The organism is Geosporobacter ferrireducens (assembly GCF_001750685.1).
Lineage (GTDB): Bacteria > Bacillota > Clostridia > Peptostreptococcales > Thermotaleaceae > Geosporobacter > Geosporobacter ferrireducens.
Window position 1 is genome coordinate 1,078,916 of sequence record NZ_CP017269.1, and the last position, 23,489, is coordinate 1,102,404.

Genomic DNA, 23,489 nt, shown 5'->3' on the forward strand with positions numbered 1-23,489 from the left:
AGCCTCCTCTCTCTGAAAAAATCATTATCTTATTTCTTGAAGCAGTAGTTTTCCACTGTTGTCAGAAATCCGCCCGTAAAATGAAAACCATTACCTACAGTACTGTAATAGCACATTTTTCAATACTCTCCTGCTCTTCTTTCATCAGATACTGTGGAATTCTTTCCTGGCGTAACAAATCCTCGTAATTTTCTCTCTCTACAATTACGCCAGCCTTTCCGTCGGACACCAGTACAACAGCAGGCTTTGGAATACGGTTATAATTGCTTGCCATAGAATAGTTATAGGCTCCCGTATGAAGTACTGCAAGCAAATCACCCGGTTCAATTTTTGGTACTTGTAAATCCCATATAAGGATATCTCCTGATTCACAGCACTTACCAGCTATCGTTACGGTTTGTTCTAGCGGTTGATCCGCCTTATTTGCTACAATTGCTTCATATTTCGCATCATATAGAGCCGGTCTAGGGTTATCCGGCATTCCTCCATCTACACCTACATAGGTCCGAATTCCAGGAATTTCTTTAACCACACCCACTGTGTAAAGTGTAATTCCGGCCTCCCCTACAATCCATCTGCCCGGTTCGATGATGACCTGTGGCAGCTTTAAGCCGGCTTCGCTGCACGCCGCTTTTGCCGTCGCCATTATCGTATCTACAAAAAAAGCTAAGGCCTTTGGCTGATCTGCCTCTGTATAATATATTCCAAATCCTCCTCCTACATTCAATTCCTCTGCGGAAAAACCGATCTCTTCCTGCATATATTTCATTAACTGTACGATCGTTTGTATACCTGTAACATAAATATGATTTTCAAACAATTGGGATCCTAGATGAAAATGAAATCCTTTCAATTCTATGTGACTATAATCCATAGCTTTTTTTACAGCATCTGTAATGATTTCCATATCAAGGGAAATGCCAAACTTTGAGTCTTTTTGACCTGTACTGATATATTTGTGCGTTTTTCCTTGAACACCTGGAGATACCCTAAAAAGAACTTTTACCTTTTTATCGGATTCCTTGGCAATTGCCTGTAAAAGCTCCAATTCATACAGGTTGTCTATCACAAATCTTCCCACATTATGATTAACACCTAACTGAAGTTCTTCCGGTGTTTTGTTATTGCCATGGAATATCACATTTTCCATAGGAAATCCGGCCTTTACAGCAGTATATAATTCTCCTCCGGATACAACATCTAATCCCAAACCTTCGCTTTCAATAATCTTGCACATCGTCATTGTCAGGAAGGCTTTTCCCGCATAGACTGCCCTTACATTTTCATATTTATCAATAAAGTCTCCCCGTACCTCTCTACATCTGCTTCTAATAATATTTTCCGACATCACATACAGAGGAGTTCCATATTTTTCTGCCAGTTTAACCGTATTGCATCCGTCAAAAATAAATCTGCCTCCATCGACAATTCTTTCCATCATCTCTTCATCTCCCTCTGCTAATATTCCTTATTTAAAATTATCTTAATCTAAAAAAGCAAGTATTATGCCAATGTATTACATCTCATTCAAATGGCATCGTTACTTGCTTTTAAAAATTCATCCATTTTAAATTTCCGATTTTCCGGAATCATCGCAGAGCTATTCTATTATAATTTTATTAGAAATGTAGAAAAATGCAGTCCAAGCATAGTATTACGGATTTCCGAACTTAATTCCTGTTTTCCGAACTATCTAATTTATATTTCTTCAATTTCTCATAGAATTGTGTTTTGCCGATCCCCAAGGCCTTCATAGCTGCCTGTTTTTTTCCTCCGGAAATTCTAAGCGCCCTTTCAATCGCTTTTCTTTCTGTTTCCTCTAAAACCTCCTTTATCGAGCGAATCTGGTTTGACTTTTCGGATATCTGTCTTTTATCTCTTGGGATTGCCAGATGGCTAGATAAAATGGTACTTCCTTCTGCAATGTTGGCTGCTCTTTCCAAGACATTTTCCAGTTCCCGGATATTTCCGGGCCAGTCATAATAAACCAAAGCCTGCAATGCTTCTCCTGAGATAGCTTTCTTCCCGCTTCCAATTCGTTCACAAATTTTTGGAAGAAGCGCATAAACCAAAGAGTGGATATCTTGCTTTCTTTGTCGGAGCGGTGGAATCATGATGGGAAATACATTAATACGATAATATAAATCCTCTCGAAATCTGCCCTGAAGCATTTCTTCCTCTAAATTTTTATTTGTAGCCGCAATAATTCTAACCTCCACTGTAATCGTTTTTGTTCCGCCTACAGGGATAAAGGTTTTACTTTGCAATGCTTGCAGCAGCTTCCCTTGAAGATAAGGTGTCAGTTCTCCGATTTCATCCAAAAAGATTGTCCCACCTCTAGCTGCCTCAAATAGACCTATTTTCCCCTCATTTTTCGCACCGGTAAAAGCACCTTTTTCATAGCCAAAAAGCTCACTTTCCAGTAGATTTTCAGGAATAGAGGCACAATTGATATGAACAAATGGCTGATTATGATATTTACTCTCATCATGAATGGCCCGTGCAAATAGCGTCTTCCCCGTACCGCTTTCCCCCAAAAGCAGTACTGTAGAGTTTGTTTTTGAGGCTTTATAGGCTAATTTTTTTGCGTAGAAAAGTTCCTGACTCTCCCCGGTTATTTCCGGGAACAAGTAGTTTTCGGTTTTATGGTCCCGAAGCTTCCGTTCCATTTCATCTACACTCTTTAGCGCTTCATCTCTTTCTCGAATGACCCTTCGAAGCTCTGAAATATCTTCTACCTTTAATACCGCACCCATACGCTTTCCTTCATGATCTACAGGCAATAGGGTACATAAAGTGGACCTTCCATTGATTTCACGGAATTTATCCCGATAATGCAAATCCTTTCCAGTAGCCGCATCATAAAATTCATTGATCGTGGGTCCTCCCATGTGTATCTCAAAAATGTTTTTGCCAATTACATTCAATTCTTCTGTTCCCTTCCCCTTTGCCCGGTAGGGTTTTCCTTTCAGAATATCTCCAATGCTTTCTCCCCTTACCGTATAACCCCTCGACTGGTAAAACTTCACCTTTTGGGTTTGTCCTTCTACAATTACGATATGTCCGATAGAATTGACAAATTCAATGTAAAAATCCTGTTGGTTGACGCAAATGTGTATCTCTCGATTTCGATTATCAATACTCACATCTATATCCAGGTCACAATAGTACGCTTCCAGGTTCAGCGTATCCCAGTTTTCATGTCCCTTCCGATATTTGTAGACTGGTAAAATCTTCTCTCCTTTATAGACTCCTATTGCAATGATACTATCTCCCATTTCCAGACCTTTATCTCTGATCCCTAGTATAGATAAGTCCTTTGGTGTTAAACCTCCGTCATCCTTACCTAAACAATTGTCTGCAATGATCACAATGTCATCTGGCTCCAGTCTTCCGGCTTCATGTCCGATTCCCTGATTGTGTATAACGCCAAAAATTTCCTTTGCCTTCCGATTATATATCTGGATGTTTCCCTGATGATCTATAAAAATAAAACCCTCTGACATCATATCCGTAAACTGATGAATATAGGAATTATGCGTAAACATCTTTTCACCCCTTCGATATAATGCTTTTATCCTCCATCTGTTGTTTTTACAAAAGATGAGATTTTCCTGTGTATATTATAACATATATGGCTATATTCCTTTATTTGGATAACCTAAATATTCTAAAACCTTAATTTGACAATTATAGGCTTTCTCACTGCACCATTAACCTTACGTCCGGATGGACAGCAACATGTTTTTCATGAAAAAATTGCTCTTAGACAATAAAAAAATCTGCAAGCACTAAAGCCTGCAGATTTTTTCTACTGGTTTAAAGGAATGTTCTCCAGCAGCGGAATCATTTTTTGCATCATGGCCGCCATCTGTGCTCGCGTGATCTTTTCCTTCGGTCTGAAGGTTCCGTCCTCAAAGCCATTGATAACGCCCCGATTGCTCATCATAGATACAGCTCCATAGGACCAATCCAAAGGAGTCATATCCTTAAACCGGTTTTGCTGCGTTGCTGTTGCTTCTTCCGGTAAAAGATTATCCAACATGGCAGCCACTTGCTCCCGTGTTAATACTTCACCAGGTGCAAAGATTCCATTTCCTTTTCCTTGGATCATACCATATTCTTTTGCGATCTCTATTTCCCGCCAAGCCCAATGACTCTTCGGTACATCTTTAAAAGATTGGCTGCTTACAGTTTTATCCTGCAGACCCATAGCCTTTACTAAAATTTCAACGGTCTCTGCTCTATTTAAAGTACGGCTTGGTGAAAACTGGGTACTGGAGGTTCCTTTCATCCAGCCTCTAATGTCCATTTCCAAGATAGCATCCTGCGCCCAATGGTTGTCGATATCTGAATAGTACCGGCCATTCAGCCACAAGTGATAATAGTTCCAAACCTGAGCATTTTCCTGTCCCAGGCTCCAGCTGCCGGTACCTTTGATATTATATTTCTGTACCAAACGCAGCTTGTATTTAATGGATTCTTCGTTTTCATACCATACAGTATAGTTTCCCGGTTCAAGCTCTCTTCCAAGCACTGAAAACTTTTCATCTTCAGCTTTTATGGTAAAAGTGGCTTTCGGAGATTTACTCTTATCATCAAAAGTCACTACATGCTTATATTTGCTAAGCAGCGCATCGATTTGTGATAAATGAATCCCATAACCTCCTGTAGACTCGGCTGCATTCCAATACCGTCCGTAGAATGGAATTCCAAGAACAACCTTGTCGGCTGGTACTTGTTTTACCGCATACTGTATAGATTTTTCTACAAAGTTCATGCTGGCTACAGGTCCTGCCGGTCCCCCTCTATAGCTTTCATCATAAGCCATAACCATTAAATAGTCGCTGTGCTGGGCTAAACCTTTATAATCATGGCCTCCATTGATCCCGGTTCCCCTTCCGTTAGGATTTGCCATTACTGCTACAGAAAGCTCTTTTTCTTTAGGCAGCTTTTGTCTTAACAATTTTATAAAATCTACATAATCTTCCTGGTCTTCTTCCGTGATATTTTCCAGATCGGCATTAATTCCGTCCAGATTATACTTTACTACTGCATCAGCAATTTCTTGAGCTAATCTCTCACGATTTTTTAGCGCTGCCCGGGCAACCTCTCGACTCCAATGATTGCTCAGGAAAGGCACCACTTTGATTTTTCGTCGATGCATCTCCTTGATAAAATTGCTGTCTATTTTGGCAGTCAGCTTCAAGCTCCCATCCTCATTTAAATCAAAATAACTAGGGGATACTACATTCAAAGAACCTTTTGTCTTATCAACAAAGCTTATATACTGGTTGGTACTCCCAAAATACAAATAGCTCATATTGAATTTTGTTTTCGATGCACTAGCTTGTCCATAGGGTAAAAAAGTTAAAATCAACAGCAATATTCCTATGCTTTTGATTAATTTGTTAGAAAAAAGCTTCCCCATCTATTTCCCCCTTTAATTTGTCCTACCAAAATCATAAATCCCCCTTACTAATAAAGCAACGGGAAAAATCTGCTAATCGTCTGTCTCCCTTGCTTTCCCTGCCTGCTGATGACAGTTTATCAATACTCAATTAAAATTAACAATTTTTAGTATGAAACTCCACCTAACTCGTATATAATGATAAGTAAATACTTAAATTTCCCTTAGACAGGAGTGGATGATATGACTGTAAAACTACGTGAACCGGTCAGTGGATTAACCCATCTGGCTGGAGCAATTTTGTCGATACTGGCCTTAATCCTACTGGTGTACTATGCGGTTGTCCATGCAACGGTATGGCATATCGTAGCCTTTTCTATTTTTGGTGCCAGTATGATTTTACTCTACACAGCCAGCTCTTTATATCATCTGTTGAACATTTCAGAAAAGGGTATCCGAATCCTTAGAAAAATTGATCACATGATGATTTATGTACTAATCGCCGGTACCTATACTCCTATTTGTTTAGTAGCTCTTAGAGGCGTATGGGGATGGAGTCTGCTCAGCAGCGTTTGGGTCATCGCCCTTTCCGGTATCATTATGAAGGCTGTATGGATGGGAGCTCCCCGTTGGCTGTCCACATCCATCTATACGATTATGGGCTGGATCGTGGTTATTGCTTTTATTCCTTTGGTTCGGACTGTCCCTGTAGGCGGAATCATCTGGATGGTAGCAGGGGGGCTTCTATACAGCATTGGTGCTGTAATCTACGGTACAAAGTGGCCAAAAATCAATTCAAGAATTTTCGGCTTTCATGAAATTTTTCACCTTTTTGTATTGGGCGGAAGTTTTTGTCATTTCTGGTTGATGTATCGATACGTTTTATATCTGGGTTAAGAGATGTAAAAAGCTGCTTGAAGGAGTTTAACTTCTTCAAGCAGCTTTTCTATTTTTCTTTATATGTACTTAACTCCAATAATTGAGAGCTATAGACAAACCGTATGCCCTTTTTTTCTAATTCAGGTATCATTGCTTTTATTTGTTCCATGGTAATCTTCCCACCTTGCTCCCCTACATGGCCAATCCCAACTGCATATCCTCTGCTTAGTGCTATATCTCCTAATTTTTTTAAACTGTTTCTAATTTCATCCTTACTTTTTACATGGTCTAAAAATACATCTCTCTCAAGATAGGGAACTTCTAAATCAGTTGCAACAATGGCTGCTACAGATTTCATCGTGGTCTTGCTATCTATAAAAAAAAGGTTTTTATTTTTAGCTACTTCCATCAATATCTTGACAATTCTTTCATCCTGCATTGCCTTTGACCCCATATGATTATTCATCCCTGCAGCATATTGTATCTCTTCTAAACCTTGATAAATCCGTTCTGTTATTTCTTCCTGACTTAGATCCTCCGTAATCCCTTTTGGTCCAAGCCACTCCGGTTTTCCTTTTTCAGGCTGCATGGGTACATGCATGATGACCTCCATGCCTGCTTGATGGGCAGCTTCCGCATCTTGACGGCTGTAGGGTCTAAAAGGCATCACGGCTACCGTCATAGGAATATCTAAACTTAATAATTCCTTAGTTCCCTCTGCATTATTTCCCAAATCATCTATAACCAAAGCAATATATCCTTCTGCGCTATTCTCCGTTGTAACAGGCACGCTGGATTTTATAAAAAGCATTATTCCACCCGTAACAATTGAAAGGATGAGTATCCCCATAATATAAATTGTTTTTTTATCTATAATCACCAGCACAAATAACACCCCCTAGGTTATTCTATTTTTCCCAGGTGCTGTTTATGTCATCTGTGTTCCTTTGTCAATGCCCTCCTGAACGATTTAACTTCTGCCTTCTGTAATTCTTCAATTCCGCTGCAATCCAGATCAACAAGGGTAAAAACACCTGAAATGGAAGGGCATAATAGGGCCATACCTTCGATGCCCATTCCACTCCCTCCATAATACTGCCATAGATGAAAAAAGCGGTATTGATCATCAATAAACCTATAGGCGTTACTGCAAACCGATAATCCGTGAAATTAAACAGCTTCGTTATCCCCTTAGTTGCCGCCAGCAGGCATATACTTATTTTCACAAACCCACCAATTAAGAAAGTGATGGATACAATGATTTCCATCCTTTGCAGAAATTCACCGACATTCAGTCTAAATACAGTCATGTATGCAGGAAAATATACGGCCTCATAGGTGGCAGGAGTTAATACCAGTAATTCTGTGATAGAGGTAGCCCATATAATCATCCCTCCAAGCACCAGTCCCGTAAAGTATACTTTATACGCGGAATTTTTCCGCTTTAATACATCAAAAGCCATCAAAAAGATCACTGTCTCAGCAAAGGGAAAGGAAAATGCGCTGAAAGCACCCCTATACACTGGCCCCATGCCTTCATATAATATAGGCCTAATACGGTTAATATCCATCTCTGGAATCAACAAAAGGATCGCCGTTGCCACAAGTACACCAGAAACAGGTAAAAAAAACTCTGCCCAACGACCCAGTACCTCAATCCCCTCTCGGATGCCCCATATTGTCAAAATTCCTATAACAGCCATAGGAACGATCATCGGAGTACCGTTTAGGCCTACAATGGAGATAAAATCTCCGAAATTCCGTAAGACCAGTACACTGAGGTGAAAGGCAAACCAGGTATATAATAGCACAAATATCTTTCCCGCAACCTTTCCAAATATATCTTCTACAATATCAAACAAATCCTTTGTGGGAAACAGATAAAGTATTCTTGCATAGATAGCCACAGGGATCCCAGAAACTACTAAAGCTAGTAAAATGGCTATCCACAGATCGCTTTTTGCCTCTGCTGCCGTAGGCAGTACCACAGAACTTCCGCTGATAAACAGAATCAACAGCACAATACCTTGCTTATCTGAAATCACTTCTCGGTTCATAATCAGCCCCCCTTAGCTATTTTTTAACAAATACTTCAACCAGCTGCTGGATTGGCTTTGCCGGACTTGGTGGCTTGATATTCAATGACAGCAGTAGGCTGATGACAAAGGCTCCTAAAAATAAGGCGCCATATAACCAAATTTTTCTGTGTTCTCCATCCCTAGCAAGGGGGAAAATCTCGTAAAACCCAATGATCAAGTATAGTAGCATAACTAAGATGACTACCATCTTCTACTCACCTACCTGGATAGACTTACCCATAAGGGCTGTACTTTTAATTTTTGCTTTTACATTTACTTCCGTATCTAAACCGGGATACAGATCATTCCAATCCTCTTTCATCTGCCTCCACCGATCTGGCATTTCCCGCTTGATGGTTTGACCAAATTTAAATACATCGGTACCATATTCCCGCTGCACCTTCCGAATCGTACCCTTGATCTGTTCTTGCAGGATTCTTTCTGTTGCATTTTCCAAAAATGTTATCCCTTCTTCTGTAAAGTAATCCTTTGTAGTACTAAGCTCTGCGATTCCCATCTCTAGATCGATATTGATCTTCATCCTCAGTTTTCCATCTTCATAAGCAGGCTTTACTTTTGTCCGGCTGTTAAATATCTCCATTGACACCTTTGTTTGCTCTTTGCCAACTTCCTCTACTATTACCAAGCCTCCTTGGACTTCATCTCTTATCCAAAGCATGTCTCGTGTTTCAATATCATCCAGCCAACCTACCAGCCTGGCCCCTTTAAAGAGAGCACTGCCGGACACCTGGGGAATTTTCCCTCCATTGTGGGGTACCAAATAAACGCCAGTTGCAACGGCACCGCCGCCCTCCTCCCCAATATCATTAAGAAACTCCCATAACTCCATAGGGGGAAATCGTGCCAGGTGTTCTTCCGCCCACAGTACGTCCTGTATTTGAAAGGAAAGAATATCATAAAGTCCCTTTTCCCCTTTCAAGATTTCCTGTGCTGTCTCTTCCTCGGAAACCAGAATCCACATATCCCCTCTTACCTCTACATCCCGACCCACCCAGTCCAGTACCGGAACGAGGCCTTCCTCTGCAGCAGTTTTACTTATGATCAAAATTTTTGCATGGCTCCAAAATAATTTTTTTCCACTTTTTCGAATGATATTTCGTATCCCATCAAAGACAGCTCTCCCTGCACTATCAAAAAGAACCGATTCGAACTTAGCTCCCTCTGCTTCCAGCTGAGGACTGACGACTTCTACAGTTAATAGAAACTTATCATCCACTTTATCTACCGCCATACCCGCAACAATCGCCATTTCGTCTAATTCCTTATAGCTCCAGCAGCCTGTTGCTACTGTACATAAGCTCATAAGTATAATACCTGCAAGAAAGCATTTATTCTTTCCTATCACCAAGATCTATCTCCTTTCCTGCATCTTTGTGTTTTCCTTACGGGCAGCATTTTTATCCCCAATTAGCTTTGGGCGATAATACATATACCACCAAGGTGCCCGTATGGCCGTATCTTTGAGATCCTGCTTGTTCAATGAGGATATATTCAACATATAAGGAATTCCGAAGGATCGGATCGCCATCAGATGAATCATGACCCCAAATACCCCAAACATATATCCATAGAGACCAAAAACCCCAGCCAGGGTTAATAGCATAAACCTCGTTATAATTAATTCTCCCATCATCTTGGGAACGAGAAAGCTGCTAATCGCCGTTAAGGCAGTCACGATAACCATGGGCGCACTGACCAGTTGAGCGCGCACCGCTGATTCTCCTAAAATCAATGCCCCTACAATACTGATGGCTTGCCCGATAGGTCGCGGTAACCGAACCCCTGCCTCTCGCAGAAGTTCAAAGGCGATCAGCATGGCAAAGGCTTGCACAATCGTCGGAAAAGGCACCCCTTCCCTTGCTGCTGCGATACTGATCACCAAAGGCGTAGGAATCATTTCCTGATGATAGGTCACCAATGCCACGTAAATAGCAGGAACACTGGTAGATAGAAAAAAGGCAAAGATTCGAAGTATTCGATTAAAGCTGGCAAAAAAGTAATTACCATAATAATCTTCGTTAGCTTGAAAATACTCAATGACTATAAAGGGTATCGTTAGGACAAAGGGGCTGCCGTCACAAATCAGGGCAATCCTCCCCTCCAACAGCTTTCCTGCTGTCACATCGGGGCGTTCTGTATCTCCGATGGTTTTCCATGGGGACAGGGGTGCGTCCTTAATCAACTCCTCTATATAGCCGGAATCCAGTATGCCATCAATCTTGATTTCATTTAATCGTCTAAAGACCTCTTGAACGATCTTTTCATTTGCTATGTTCTCTAAATAACTGACACACACCCTTGTTTTCGTTCTTTCCCCAATCTCTATAAAGCGAAACTTCAAGTCAGGACTCTTGATTTTTCTCTTCAGCATAGAAATATTAACAATCATGGATTCTGTAAAGCCTTCCCGAGGCCCCCTCACCATACTTTCTGATTGAGGCTCAGTGATAGGTCGGCTTTGCCATCCTTTTGTATTGGCAATCAGCGCTTCATCCATTCCCTCGGCCAGCAACACCGCCTCACCGTAAAGGATGGCTGTAATGACCTCCTCTAAAGTATCGGATTTCTTAATGTGCCCTGACTGCATTACCTTGTTGGTCAATTCATCAAGAAAGTTTTTATGGGAGAGATGATCCTTTTCTGAGGCGCCCATCAGAGGTTCCAGAAGGTGTTCGCTCAATATCTGCTTGTTAACCATTCCCTCTGTAAAAAGGATAACAAAGCTAGAGGGGTGTAGTCTCTCATTCACTACCTCTCGGAAAACAACGGTATCATCATGCTTAAAAATTTGTTTCAGCCTTTGTATATTCCGCTGGAGAGATTTTTCTAATTTTTCCTGTTTTCTCTTTTCTGGGCCTATAGCTTCTTTTGCGCTGAAAAGTATTTCTTTCAATATCCTAAACATCATGCCATTCCTCTTATTTATTTTTGTATAGTCTAGTATTTCCATCTCTTTTGGTTTCATGCGCTATGACCGGCAAGTATCCTATAGAAGAAGGCCCTGCCGGAGACTTTCTCCGGCAGGGCCTTCTTCTATAGGATACTACTGTGCTTTCATCATCTGAATTTCCTTTTCTTCTTTAAACTGATTGGTATATAGATCATAATAATATCCCTTTTTCTTGATTAGCTGTCCATGGGTTCCCGACTCAAGTATCTTGCCCTCCCGGATTACTAATATCCGGTGGGCCGAACGAATGGTAGATAACCTATGGGCAATGATAAAGCTCGTTCTGCCGCGAAGGACCTTTTCAATCGCCTGCTGGATCATTTGTTCTGTCTCTGTATCGATGGAGGAGGTAGCTTCATCCAGCACGAATATTTTAGGGTTCGCCAAAATAGCTCTGGCAAAAGAAATCAGCTGTTTTTCTCCTGTTGACAAGCGGTTTCCGCCTTCACCAACCTGTGTATTATAGCTATTTTCCATTCTGATAATGAATTCGTGGGCATTCACTAACTTTGCTGCCTGGACGATTTCCTCCTCTGTAGCATCGAGTCTGCCGTATTGAATGTTCTCCCGAATGGTTCCGCTGAACAAATGGGGAGTCTGGAGTACATATCCCAGATTAGACTGCAGCCACAATTGGGACCGTTCCCGATAATCCGTCCCATCAATTAAAATCTGTCCCTCTGTAGGCTCATAAAACCGGCACAACAAATTGACAATGGTACTCTTTCCAGATCCCGTTTCCCCTACCAAAGCAATATTCTCTCCTGCTTTTACCTCCAGGCTGAAATTCTCTAAAACCTTCTCACCTTCTTTGTAGGTAAAGGAGACATTCTGAAAGCAAATATTTCCCTCTATTTCCGGCCAGTTTTCCTTTTTGGGGTGAAACAAATCCCCATAGGCTTTTACTACACGTTCTTCATCGATAATCTCCGGCTCACTATCAATCATAGACAATACCCGCTCAGCCGAAGCTTGTGCTGCCTGCAGCTCTGCGATAATCCTTGCCAACTCTCTAACCGGCTCAAAAAATTGAATGGTGTAGGATATAAAAGCCACCAATGTACCATAGCTGATTGTTTTCAGCAGCACGCCTCTTCCTCCAAACCAGATAGCCAAACCGGTTCCAACACTGCCTAATGTCAGCACAACCGGCAGAAAGACAGCTGAAAAAATAGCAGCCCTTACAGAAGAAGCATACATTTCGTTCGTCAAAATCTGAAAATCCTTCAGATTTTCTTCTTCCCGTACAAGGGTCTTGGAGGTCTTTGCGCCCATAATCCCCTCATTGAAGGCACCTGTAATTCGGGAGTTGACCTTTCTAACCTGACGATAGGAAGCAAGTATTTTTCTTTGAAAAAAGAGGCTGATTATCACGAGGAAAGGGGCAACAACCAAGGTTATTAGGGCGAGCTTCCAGTTCAGAAAGAATAATACGCCCATGATGGCTGTCATTAAGGTACCTCCCCAAACCAAATCTACCAGACCCCAGGAGATAATCTCACTAAGCCTCTGAATATCTGAAGTCATACGGGCCATGATCCAACCCACCGCTGTTTTGTCATAATAGGAAAAAGAAAGTTCCTGCAGTTTTTGGAAACCTATTTTCCGAATGTCATAACAGACACCCATTTCAATCTTTCCTGCAACGGCAATCAGCTGCCACACATTAAAGGTTTGCAGGATCACTAATAAAACATATCCCCCTATAAAGCGGCTTATCCCCTCTATGGTTCCCGGCACAACAAAATGATCAATCGCATATTTTGTCATTAGCGGAAAGATCACGTCTACCCCCGCTACCGCCATCATAATCAATGCAAGGAGCATTAGATGTTTCTTGTAGGGTTTTGCATAAGCCAGCAGCCTTTTCCACAGCTGCATATCAAATTGTTTTGTAAATTCTTGTTCCTTTAACACACTCATAGCTGTTGATCCCCTCCTATGAAGATATGACGATATCCTGTTCCGATGGAGTGCCTTTCGGTTTTTCCTGCAGCAGTTCCTCTTCTAATAGGTTTTGTATCGCCCAAATACGCTGATATAAACCCGGCTGACTCACTAACGTATCATGGGTGCCTTTTTGAATAATCTCTCCGTGGTTTAGCACTAAAATCATATCAGCTTCTGAAACCGTCGTGATTCTATGGGATATAATGAAGGTGGTTCTGCTCTTATTTCTCTCTCTAAGGGCCTTTCGGATCTCCTCCTCTGTTTCTGTATCTACGGCACTGAGGGAGTCATCGAAAATTAGTACCGGACTGTCCTGCACCAAACTTCTGGCTATGGCTACCCGTTGTTTCTGCCCTCCTGACAGCGTGACCCCCCGCTCCCCTACAGCTGTTTCATAACCTTTTTCAAATTCCAAAATACCTTCATGAATAGCAGCTGCACGGGCAGCAAGAAAAATCTCCTGCTCTGCACTCTCCGGTTTTGCCAGTCCAATATTTTCTTTGATTGTTTTTGAAAATAGAAAAGGTTCCTGCAATACAATTCCAATATTCCTACGAAGCCATTTTTTATCAATTTCTCTCAATTCAACTCCGTCTATGGTAATAGAACCCTCTTGATAATCATATAATCTCAGCAGCAGGTGTACCAAAGAGGATTTTCCTGAACCGGTTGCACCTAGAATGGCTGCTGTTTTGCCTTTTTCCACCTGAAAAGATATGTTTTTTAATACGGGCCTTTCCCCCCCGTATGAAAAGGATACATTCTCAAACCGGATGTTTCCTTCAATTTTTGGCTTTTTCCCATCGGTTTGCATATCTTCAAGGGGCTGCTGGAAAATTTCTTCAATCCGGCCTACAGAGACCATGGTTTTTCCCATATCTGTCAGAATTCTCCCCATCTGCCGTATAGGCCATAAAAGCATCGTTTCATAAGTAGTAAATACCACAAGGGTTCCTAATGTAATACGTCCGATCGACGCCCAATAGGCCCCGGTTACCACTACTGCCCCGATTTGCAGCATGGTCAGTAAATCAGACAGCGACCAATACCAGGCTAGCAAGCGTATCAAATTATAGGTTAAATCTCTATATTCTGTATTGCTCTTTTCGAACTTTTCTGCTTCAAAGGCTTGCCGCCCGAAAGCCCTAACTACACGAATCCCTGTAAGGTTTTCCTGCAGCACCGTAGAAAGCCTGCCTTCAGCCTCATCAGACAGTTGAAAAGCTTTTTGCACCTTCATAAAGAAAATTAAAGCAGATACAAAAATAATTGGAACAACAATCATCGAAACCAGCGTAAGTGCCACATCCAATGAAAGCATAATAAATAAGGCAAAGTCCAGCATAAACAGCGTACGCCCTACTTCAACCAATTGCACGGCTAAAAATCTGCGGATGGTCTCTACATCAGAGGTGCAGCGTTGAATCAAATCTCCCGTTTCTGCCTTTACATGGTAGTCATAGGGTAGATGCTGCAGATGATTAAACAATCTTTCACGAAGGTTTCTCGCAATTTCTTCTGATGCTTTTGCCGACCACTTTCCCTTTGCATATAAGAAGAGCCCGTTGACACTATTTAATAAAACCAATGCCAAGGCTGCAACCCACAAATTATGCATTAATAGGCTTTTACCGCCCAATCTTTCGACAAACGTCTGTACCCAGAGAGGTGCTTGTATCGCCTCTTCACCAATAATTGAGTCAATCGTAATACGTATTACCAACGGATTGATCAGCGTAAAAATAGTAGAAATCCCAATACTTAAAATTGCGCCAATATACAGTCCCTTGCTGCCCTCCATGTACCTCCAAAGCTGTTTTAGTTTCTGCCGCATGTTTTCACATCCCTTATGCAAAATTCTATTTGTCTTTTTCTTGCTTTTAAAAAAGCCATAGGCATAATTCCCCATGGCATGAGAGACAATATTTTCTATTTCACACTCGAATTGATTTATCCAATGCAAATAAAAAATACCATGGGGAATCACAAACACAACCCATGGTATAAATACCCATTTCTCTTACACATAAAAGCGGCTTAAAATCTATTTAACCACCCATAGGCCGTGTGACGAATATATGATTTTTCAAAAGACTTAAAACCATTCATAAAAATTTTCATGTACACGACCTCCTTTTTAGAAAAATTTGGATTCTCTATTATAGTATAATCCTTTTCTTTTAATTATTCAATTATTTTTCAATTATTATAAAATTTTATGTACTACTTAGATTTCCCCGTTATTATACTTTTAGAAGCTATATAAGTCACACTAAGTGCATTACATCCGCTTCGCCAGGGGGACAGTTCCATCGTCTTCCCTCCGGACCTTCGCTATGCTTCAGTGACGCTCGAACCGTCCCCCTGACTCCGCTACTTTGTGACTGACTGCAATATACTTAGTGTTTATTTATATAGCAAGCTTAATAAACTATATAATCTTTTCTCCACCATAGCGCTCTCCGCCACCGTCCGGTAAGAAACCGTACCTCTCTGTCCACAGCGTCTTATATTTAAGGGCCTGGGCATGAATGGTATCCATGCTTTCTACTGTTTTTACTACTTTACCAGGCATTCCTACTACCATAGAATTGGGCGGTATGATTTGATTTTCTCTAACTAATGCTCCGGCAGCAATAATGCTCCCCCGTCCCACCACTGCACCATTTAGTATAATGGCCCCCATACCAATCAGGCAATGATCCTCTATGGTACAGCCGTGAAGGATGGCATTGTGCCCTACAGTTACAAAATCACCCACGATGGTAGGATGCTCATCCGCTACATGTACTACACTGTTATCCTGAATATTTGTATAGCGACCGATTTCTATTCGATTCACATCTCCTCTTACTACAGTGTTGTACCACACACTGCTAAATTCCTTCATGGTCACATCCCCGATAACCTTTCCTCCATCAGCGATATAAGTTTTACTGTCTAGTTTAGGCTGAATTCCTTCAAATTCTTGTATCATATGTAATATTCTCCTTTCAAAACAGTCCTTTTTTGTTTTATATTATACACGATCATCCGATTTAAATCTTCATTCGATTTCATTATTCTTTTCTGAAAACTGTAATGAAATGTATATTTCTTCTGTTTCCGGTTGAATCCCACAGTCCTGTCCTATATAATGAATATGGAAAATCCTTTTTTCATTATTAGATAAATGAAAACTAAGCAAATAACGGGAGAGGAAATTTATATGAAATACTTTGCTGCTTTTGTAACCGCATATCTGATTGTACGTTTAACGATTCCTTATTTCCGCCGTTTGTCCATTAAAATTGATTTTGTTGACAGACCAACGGAGAGAAAAATTCATAAGGAACCCATTTCCCTTTTTGGGGGCGTTGCAATGTATACAGCTTTTCTCTTTTGTTATTTTCTCTTTATACATGCTTTTAATAAAACGTCTATAGCTATCCTCCTTGGTTCTTTTTCCATTCTCTTAATCGGTATGGTAGATGACTGGTATAAGACGCGGAAAAAAGAATTCCCTGTATTTCCTAGATTATGGATACAGCTGGGCGCTGCTGCACTAATCTACAAGTCCGGTATTATATTTTACGGATTTACGAATCCCCTCACCCATGAATATATTCTATTGCCCACCTGGCTGCAGTTTATACTCACCATCACCTGGATATTTGGTGTTACTACCGTCATTAATTTTTCAGACGGCATGGACGGGCTGGCAGGCGGCATATCCGCCATATCTGCTTCTACACTCTTTATCGTTGCCCTGGCAAAAGGTCAATTTGACTCTGCTATGTTATCCATCCTGCTGGTTGGCGTCGCTCTTGGTTTTCTAAAGTATAACAAGTATCCGGCCCAGATTTTTATGGGAGATTCCGGTGCAAATTTTCTAGGATTTATGCTGGCTGTTATTTCCCTTGACGGTGCCTTTAAACAAGCAACCTTCATTTCGATTTCCATCCCGGTTCTGGCCTTGGGGGTACCGATTTTTGACAACATTATGGTAGTGTTCAAGCGCTTCTTAGAGGGTAAGCCCGTCTATAAAGCGGATAGAAGTCAAATACACTACCGTCTTCTTTCCTCGGGTCTCAATCAAAAACAAGTGGTTGCTTTTCTTTACTTGATCAGTGTCTGCTTCAGTTTAACTTCCATTATATTGCTATTACTGAATGTATAAAGGCTGTCTGTATAGACAGCCTTATTATGTCTGAGTTCTATATTGTTTTTATTCATAAAAGTTTACTTTACTTTTTATCAAGCACCCTTTTTCATAAATAATTTTTCCGGAGAAAAATTTATTTTCTTCCATCCATTGGAGAAACAGCCGATCACCCTCCCATAGATCAAGATTCAACACTTCCTTTTTATCTACCCACTGCAAAACACCCTCTGCAGATTCAATGATCTTCCCCGTAAATCGGTTTGCAGTAAATAGGAAAACATACCAATCCTCGTCATCTTTAAATTTTGGAAAAGTTAAAATTCCTTTAAGCACAGGGGCATGGATTGTTAAGCCGCTTTCTTCTTTAACCTCCCGGATAATACATTCTTCAGGAGTTTCTCCAGTCTCCATCTTTCCTCCCAATCCAATCCATTTTCCATGGTGCACATCATTTTCTTTTTTAATGCGATGCAGCATCAGGTATTGATCCCCTTGCTCAATATAACAAATGGTTGAAAGCTTCATATTTATTTCACCTCTATTACTTTAATTCACAATCGTAATTTCGATTCTTCTGTTGTTCGCTCTCCCTTTCGGTGTTTGGTTTGTATCAATAGGATTATGTTCTCCAAATCCGCTAACAGATACCCGTTCCTTATGTATCCCTTTTTTTTCCGTAAGAAATTTAACCACATTGATAGATCTGGCTACAGACAGTTCCCAGTTGGAAGGAAATTCTGGTGTGTTGATCGGAACATTATCCGTATAACCTTCGACGATGATACTGTTATTGATGGTTTTTAGCTTATCGCCTACCTTGTGAAGGATCATATAACCATCCTCAGAAAGGGCCGCTTTTCCACTATCAAAAAGAATACTATCCTTGAAGCGGATTAATAATCCTCTCTCATTTTCTAGTATATCTACTGCATCCATTAAATTTTTATCTCTTAAAAAGCTGATAAAATCTTCTTTTGAGGTCTTAAAATCATTTTTTAGATCCTGTAGTCCAAAAAGCTGCGCTGCCAGAGATTCCTTTTCATTTTTTAACTTTATATTTTCTGTATGGAGCTGCTCTACCTCTTCTGTAAGAGAGTTTCGAATCTGATAAAGGGCTGAAAGCTCCTTGGTTGAAAAGGTGAAGAAAATAATAAAAAAGCACAAAATAATCGTGATCATATCACTGTAAGTAATCAGCCAAGTACTTGAAAACTCTATTTCATGTTTTTCATCCTCAGGATTCCAGCTCATAGGTAGTCCAATTCCTCTCTTCCACTCTACTTCTTGGATATTCTAACCGCTCACTTTCTTTTAACATTACGTTCATTTTATCAAATACATTTCTAGGTGAATCATTCTGTGCAATCAGCAGTATCCCTTCCATGATCATAGCCCACCGCAGCATATTTCTATCAATATATTCTTTTAGCCGGCCCATCAGTGGTACTGCAACAAAGTTTGCGATCAGTCCTCCATACAGAGTGCTCACTAAAGCATAGGCCATATTGTTCATGATCATATCTGTTTTATCCATATTAGAAAGTAATCCAATCATCCCGATTAAGGTGCCAATTAGTCCAAAAGACGGGGCAATATGAGAAATCATTTTAAGTACATTATAAGGCCGGTATAAATTTGCCCTTCTAGATTCCATATCTTTTTCCAAAATATCCCGTATGACCTCAGGCTTTTTATAATCATTCAATAGAATCATGGCATCTCTTAAGAAGGTTTGTGTTTCCAATTCGATTTCTGACTGAATCGATAAAACGCCTTCCCGTTTCACCTTTGCACTCAGCTGATGAAGCTTGTGAATATCTCCTGCATAATCAATTTTATCGGTAAAGCTGGCATGTATCATTTTTACAGTTACAATTAAGGTATCAAATGAGAAACTGATAATCACAGACAAAATGATCCCTGCAAAGATAATCTCTAGTGCTGTAAGATTAAAAAAAGCCTTAAAAGATATACTCCCCAGCAAAGAATGTACGATCAGTAGTACCAAAATGCCGATTACTGTAATCTTTATGTATTGATCCTTGCCTTCAATTTTCATGGGCTGCCTCCTAATCATGTTTTATACTCAATAATGATTGTACCATATTTTTGAGTATATTGTTGCAAAAGGAAAAAAACGGTACTTTAGAATCACTTTAGTATCTCTTTAACATTCTTTAGTAAATAATACTTTTTTACTCATAAATACTTAAATAATAACAGAATCTAGTCTTAGATATAAATAATAGATAAGCCTCAATCAATAGATTACATCCTCTACGCCACGGGGACAGTTCCTCAGGCACATAAAAAACATCTGTGCCAGACGAACCGTCCCCATAACTCCGCTATCTAACACAGAATTGTAATGGCTTTATCGCGGCTTATATAAATTTGAAAAGGATGATTCGTATGCGGCAACCCAGTTATCTGTATTTATTAAAAAGCGGTGAATTAGAAAAAAGAGTACTTCAACTAAAAGAAATGTTGAAAGATTGTGTTCTCTGTCCTCATCAGTGCCAGGTCAATCGTACAGCCGGTGAAAAGGGATACTGCAAAACCCTGGAGAATGCTGTTGTTTCCGGAGCAGAGCCTCATTTCGGAGAAGAGAAAGAACTGGTAGGAGATTGGGGCTCTGGCACCATATTTTTTTCTCACTGCAACTTAAAATGCGTCTTTTGTCAAAATTACGAAATCAGTTACTGTGGGCTAGGTGAGGAAATAGATGCCCATAAACTGGCAGATCTTATGCTGATGCTGCAGCGCAGGCGTTGTCATAACATCAATTTGGTTTCACCAAGTCATATCATTCCACAAATTGTTGAAGCTATTCTTATTGCGGCGAATAAGGGGCTTCAAATCCCTATTGTTTATAACAGCAATGGTTATGATTTAACCGATTCACTTAAATTCTTAGATGGGATTGTAGATATCTATCTTCCTGATCTGAAATTTGCAGATGATGAAAAAGCCTATCGTTATATGGGTGTAAAGAATTACTATACCATTGCGAAAGAAGCTATAAAGGAAATGTATCACCAGGTAGGCAGTGTCAAGGCTGATGAAAATGACATAGCCTATCAGGGATTGATGATTCGTCATTTGGTGCTCCCGGAAAATTTGGCAGATACGGATAAGATCATGAATTTCATTGCAAAAGAACTTAGTAAAGATACCTATGTGAATATCATGGCGCAGTATTATCCTGAACATAAAGCTTATTCCTATCCAGAATTAAGCCGAGGCATCACAAAGCAAGAATATCGTCAAGCTGTATCAGCAGCTAAAGCAGCAGGACTTCAACGGCTGACTCATTCTTTATGATACGCCAAAGTAATATGAACGCAGCAAGTAATAATCAAAAGGATTTGCGAATCAGGCAAATCCTTTTTTGATGACTTTTTTCTCTAAATCCGTTACAATTATCTTAAGACATATTTGCAGCGGAGGATTTACATTCATGGATCTGAAAATCTTATATCTTTGTTTTTTTGGCTTTCTTGCCCAGTTTGTGGATTCCATTGCCGGAGGAGGCGGCTTGATTAGCATTCCTGCCCTTTTTGCCTTTGGAGTTCCGCCACACTTTGCGTTGGGTACGAATAAGTTCGGTGCCATGTTCGGAACGGTTTCCAGTTCTATTGGCTTTATCCGATCAAAGAATATTCACAAGGAACTTTTATTGTATATGGTACCTTGTACAATTCTAGGTGCTGTGTTGGGTGTAAATACTGTTTTAATGATTGACCAAAGAATTCTAAATGCGATTGTTCTTGTTTTACTATTGGTTGTATGTGGCTATACCATTTTAAAAAAAGATATCGGCAGTGAAGATAATTTTACAGGAATGTCCAAAAAAAATATACTGATCGGTGGTGCCATTGCCCTCATTCTTGGCTTTTATGACGGCTTCTTTGGTCCTGGCGCCGGATCCTTTTTAATCTTTTCCTTTATTAGTTTTCTCGGCTTTAACTTTTTACAAAGCTGTGGAAATGCTAAAATTCTCAATGCCTGCAGTGGTGTTACCTCCTTTATCGTATTTGCCCTCCATGGCAAGGTTATTTATAGTATCGGTATTCCTTTAGCCATCTCGATGATTTTAGGGGCTTTGGTAGGTACTCGATTAGCCATTAGCAGCGGTGCAAAATTGATCAAGCCTATTTTTATTCTGATCTCTATTTCCTTTATTATTAAACTTTCATTTAATTTATAACAAAAACCCGCTTATTTGGCGGGTTTTATGATTTAATATACCGGTGTGCAAAAATGGGCATACTTTGGATTTCTTCCCGTTGTCAGCCCGAAGAACAGTTTCTTAATTTCTCTACAATCTCCCCTTGATAAAAAACATAAGATTCCATCTTTCTACCCCTTTACTCTAATATATAGTCATGAATAGGCTTTCCAGGAGGTACAATCGGAAATACATGTTCATCTTTGCTGATGACACATTCGATCAACATCGGTTTACACTCTTGCAGTGCTTCCTGCAGCGCCTTCTCAAAATCTCCTATATTTTCAACCCGTTTCCCGCGAATACCATAGGCATCTGCCAGTTTGATATAATCAACAGTACTTGCCAAATCCGTTTCTGAATATCGTTCGTTGCAGAAATGCATTTGCCATTGACGTACCATTCCCAGTACACCATTATTAAATAAGATTGTTATAATCGGCAAATTGTACTTTGCTACTGTAGCCAACTCGTTGCAATTCATCCGGAAACTTCCGTCTCCTGCCATATGCAGTACCCGCTGATCCGGATAGGCTGTTTGCGCACCAATGGCTGCTCCTAATCCATAACCCATGGTTCCTAGGCCTCCTGACGATAGAAAGGTTCTAGGTTTTTGGAACTTCCAATATTGAGCCGTCCACATTTGATGCTGCCCTACTTCAGTGGTTACAATGGTATCCGGATGCGTCATACGATTGGCTGTGGTTAGGATCTCCTTTGCTGTCAATGTATCATATTTACTCTGTATAGGTCTCTTCCATGCCCCTATTTCAGCCAGCCATGCCTGTCTAGATTTCTTTTCAACTTTTTGAATTAATGCTTTTAAAATCTCTTTTACATCTCCCACCAAAGACAGATGAACTTCTTTGTTTTTACCGATTTCCACTTTATCTGCATCAATATGGATAACCTTTGCCTTCGGAGCAAATTGATCTACCACACCAATAACTCTATCGCTAAATCTTGCACCGATGGCAATCACCAAATCACTGTGGGTCACAGCTAGATTGGCCTCAGGAAATCCATGCATGCCTACCATTCCTAGTGAGAGGGAGTGATTTCTTGGAAAACTCCCTAATCCCATTAAGGTGTTGACAACAGGGATGGAGCCATACTCCGAAAGCTTTAGCAATTCTTCGTAAGCTTCCGATAAAATGATCCCTCCACCACTATAGATGACCGGCCGCTGAGCTTGATTAACGATTTCTGCAGCTTCCCGGATATCAACAGAATCTTTCTTCGTCTCTTGTGGCTTTCCTAATACTACTGCCTCGTCAGTATATTCTATCTGTGTCATGAAAACATCCTTTGGAATATCGATGAGGACAGGTCCCGGTCTTCCAGAGGCTGCAATTTGAAATGCCTCTGCCACAATTTCCGGAAGTTTTTCAATGTTTCTAGCCATATAGCTGTGCTTTGTGATGGGCATTGTAATTCCTGTGATATCTACTTCTTGAAATGAATCTCTACCGAGCAAGCTAGAAGCTACTTGACCGGTAATGACTACCAAAGGTACCGAATCTGCATAGGCAGTTGCGATACCTGTTACTGTGTTGGTAGCCCCAGGGCCAGAGGTTGCAAAACATACGCCTACTCTGCCACTGGCTCTTGCATAACCGTCTGCAGCATGGACAGCTCCCTGTTCATGGCAGGTGAGCACATGGAAGAATGAATCTCTATAATCATAGAGAGCATCATATAAAGGAATGACCGCCCCTCCCGGATATCCAAAGATTGTATCTACACCTTGTTTTTTAAGACACTGCAGAAGAATTTCTGCACCACTGCATTTCATTGACTCACCCGCTTTCGTCTACTTGTCTTCT

General features: G+C 40.5%; 19 protein-coding genes. 4 read left to right on the top strand and 15 right to left on the bottom strand.

Annotation, left to right across the window (positions count from 1 at the left end):
- Positions 1 to 94 precede the first annotated feature (94 nt).
- The 3 genes from lysA to Gferi_RS05480 all read right to left on the bottom strand — a co-directional run bounded on the left by lysA (position 95) and on the right by Gferi_RS05480 (position 5,431).
- Positions 95 to 1,441, bottom strand: coding sequence for a diaminopimelate decarboxylase (gene lysA, locus Gferi_RS05470; protein ID WP_069974622.1), 1,347 nt, complete (start codon positions 1,439 to 1,441; stop codon positions 95 to 97).
- A gap of 229 nt (positions 1,442 to 1,670) precedes the next feature.
- On the bottom strand, positions 1,671 to 3,548 hold the full coding sequence (locus Gferi_RS05475; protein ID WP_069974623.1) for a sigma-54 interaction domain-containing protein: 1,878 nt from the start codon (positions 3,546 to 3,548) through the stop codon (positions 1,671 to 1,673).
- A gap of 263 nt (positions 3,549 to 3,811) precedes the next feature.
- A complete protein-coding gene (locus Gferi_RS05480) occupies positions 3,812 to 5,431 on the bottom strand; it encodes an S-layer homology domain-containing protein (protein ID WP_069974624.1) in 1,620 nt (539 codons plus the stop codon).
- Positions 5,432 to 5,653: 222 nt separating this feature from the next.
- Between Gferi_RS05480 and trhA the strand changes: the two genes are divergently transcribed.
- Positions 5,654 to 6,307, top strand: a complete 654-nt coding sequence (gene trhA, locus Gferi_RS05485; protein WP_069974625.1) for a PAQR family membrane homeostasis protein TrhA — start codon at positions 5,654 to 5,656, stop codon at positions 6,305 to 6,307.
- A 49-nt stretch (positions 6,308 to 6,356) separates the two neighbouring features.
- Here trhA and Gferi_RS05490 read toward each other — a convergent pair whose 3' ends face one another.
- The 8 genes from Gferi_RS05490 to Gferi_RS29115 form a co-directional block, all read right to left on the bottom strand.
- Positions 6,357 to 7,175 carry a divergent polysaccharide deacetylase family protein gene (locus Gferi_RS05490; protein WP_156782329.1) on the bottom strand — a complete coding sequence of 273 codons (819 nt, stop codon included), beginning with the start codon at positions 7,173 to 7,175 and terminating at the stop codon, positions 6,357 to 6,359.
- Positions 7,176 to 7,239: 64 nt separating this feature from the next.
- Positions 7,240 to 8,346: a GerAB/ArcD/ProY family transporter gene (locus Gferi_RS05495; RefSeq protein ID WP_069974626.1), complete on the bottom strand. Its 1,107-nt coding sequence runs from the start codon at positions 8,344 to 8,346 to the stop codon at positions 7,240 to 7,242.
- Between the two features lie 16 nt (positions 8,347 to 8,362).
- Positions 8,363 to 8,575 carry a hypothetical protein gene (locus tag Gferi_RS05500; protein WP_069974627.1) on the bottom strand — a complete coding sequence of 71 codons (213 nt, stop codon included), beginning with the start codon at positions 8,573 to 8,575 and terminating at the stop codon, positions 8,363 to 8,365.
- A gap of 3 nt (positions 8,576 to 8,578) precedes the next feature.
- Positions 8,579 to 9,733 (bottom strand): Ger(x)C family spore germination protein, encoded by a 1,155-nt coding sequence (locus tag Gferi_RS05505; protein ID WP_236932746.1) that lies wholly within the window; start codon positions 9,731 to 9,733, stop codon positions 8,579 to 8,581.
- 6 nt (positions 9,734 to 9,739) lie between these two features.
- Positions 9,740 to 11,296 (bottom strand): spore germination protein, encoded by a 1,557-nt coding sequence (locus Gferi_RS05510; RefSeq protein ID WP_236932700.1) that lies wholly within the window; start codon positions 11,294 to 11,296, stop codon positions 9,740 to 9,742.
- A 135-nt stretch (positions 11,297 to 11,431) separates the two neighbouring features.
- The gene (locus Gferi_RS05515; RefSeq protein WP_069974629.1) at positions 11,432 to 13,261 is read right to left on the bottom strand and encodes an ABC transporter ATP-binding protein; all 1,830 of its coding nucleotides are present in this window, start codon (positions 13,259 to 13,261) and stop codon (positions 11,432 to 11,434) included.
- A gap of 16 nt (positions 13,262 to 13,277) precedes the next feature.
- Positions 13,278 to 15,122, bottom strand: a complete 1,845-nt coding sequence (locus Gferi_RS05520; RefSeq protein ID WP_069981316.1) for an ABC transporter ATP-binding protein — start codon at positions 15,120 to 15,122, stop codon at positions 13,278 to 13,280.
- Between the two features lie 597 nt (positions 15,123 to 15,719).
- Positions 15,720 to 16,265 (bottom strand): gamma carbonic anhydrase family protein, encoded by a 546-nt coding sequence (locus tag Gferi_RS29115; RefSeq protein ID WP_069974630.1) that lies wholly within the window; start codon positions 16,263 to 16,265, stop codon positions 15,720 to 15,722.
- Between the two features lie 231 nt (positions 16,266 to 16,496).
- Here Gferi_RS29115 and Gferi_RS05530 point away from each other — a divergent pair, with 231 nt between their 5' ends.
- Entirely contained in the window at positions 16,497 to 17,447 is a 951-nt protein-coding gene (locus Gferi_RS05530) for an MraY family glycosyltransferase (RefSeq protein WP_069974631.1), read from the top strand.
- Positions 17,448 to 17,495: 48 nt separating this feature from the next.
- Here Gferi_RS05530 and Gferi_RS05535 read toward each other — a convergent pair whose 3' ends face one another.
- From Gferi_RS05535 to Gferi_RS05545, 3 genes are read right to left on the bottom strand one after another with little or no spacing between them, the layout of a single operon-like run.
- The gene (locus Gferi_RS05535; RefSeq protein ID WP_069974632.1) at positions 17,496 to 17,957 is read right to left on the bottom strand and encodes an NUDIX hydrolase; all 462 of its coding nucleotides are present in this window, start codon (positions 17,955 to 17,957) and stop codon (positions 17,496 to 17,498) included.
- Between the two features lie 21 nt (positions 17,958 to 17,978).
- On the bottom strand, positions 17,979 to 18,683 hold the full coding sequence (locus tag Gferi_RS05540) for an OmpA/MotB family protein (RefSeq protein ID WP_069974633.1): 705 nt from the start codon (positions 18,681 to 18,683) through the stop codon (positions 17,979 to 17,981).
- Positions 18,667 to 19,491, bottom strand: coding sequence for a motility protein A (locus Gferi_RS05545; protein ID WP_069974634.1), 825 nt, complete (start codon positions 19,489 to 19,491; stop codon positions 18,667 to 18,669). The genes Gferi_RS05540 and Gferi_RS05545 overlap by 17 nt, the downstream gene beginning before the upstream one ends.
- A 353-nt stretch (positions 19,492 to 19,844) precedes the next feature.
- Here Gferi_RS05545 and Gferi_RS05550 point away from each other — a divergent pair, with 353 nt between their 5' ends.
- The gene (locus Gferi_RS05550) at positions 19,845 to 20,756 is read left to right on the top strand and encodes a radical SAM protein (protein WP_069974635.1); all 912 of its coding nucleotides are present in this window, start codon (positions 19,845 to 19,847) and stop codon (positions 20,754 to 20,756) included.
- Between the two features lie 136 nt (positions 20,757 to 20,892).
- A complete protein-coding gene (locus Gferi_RS05555; RefSeq protein ID WP_069974636.1) occupies positions 20,893 to 21,642 on the top strand; it encodes a TSUP family transporter in 750 nt (249 codons plus the stop codon).
- A gap of 160 nt (positions 21,643 to 21,802) precedes the next feature.
- On the opposite strand, the gene ilvB is transcribed toward Gferi_RS05555, so the two are convergent.
- Positions 21,803 to 23,458, bottom strand: coding sequence for a biosynthetic-type acetolactate synthase large subunit (gene ilvB / locus Gferi_RS05560; RefSeq protein WP_069974637.1), 1,656 nt, complete (start codon positions 23,456 to 23,458; stop codon positions 21,803 to 21,805).
- Positions 23,459 to 23,489 lie beyond the last annotated feature (31 nt).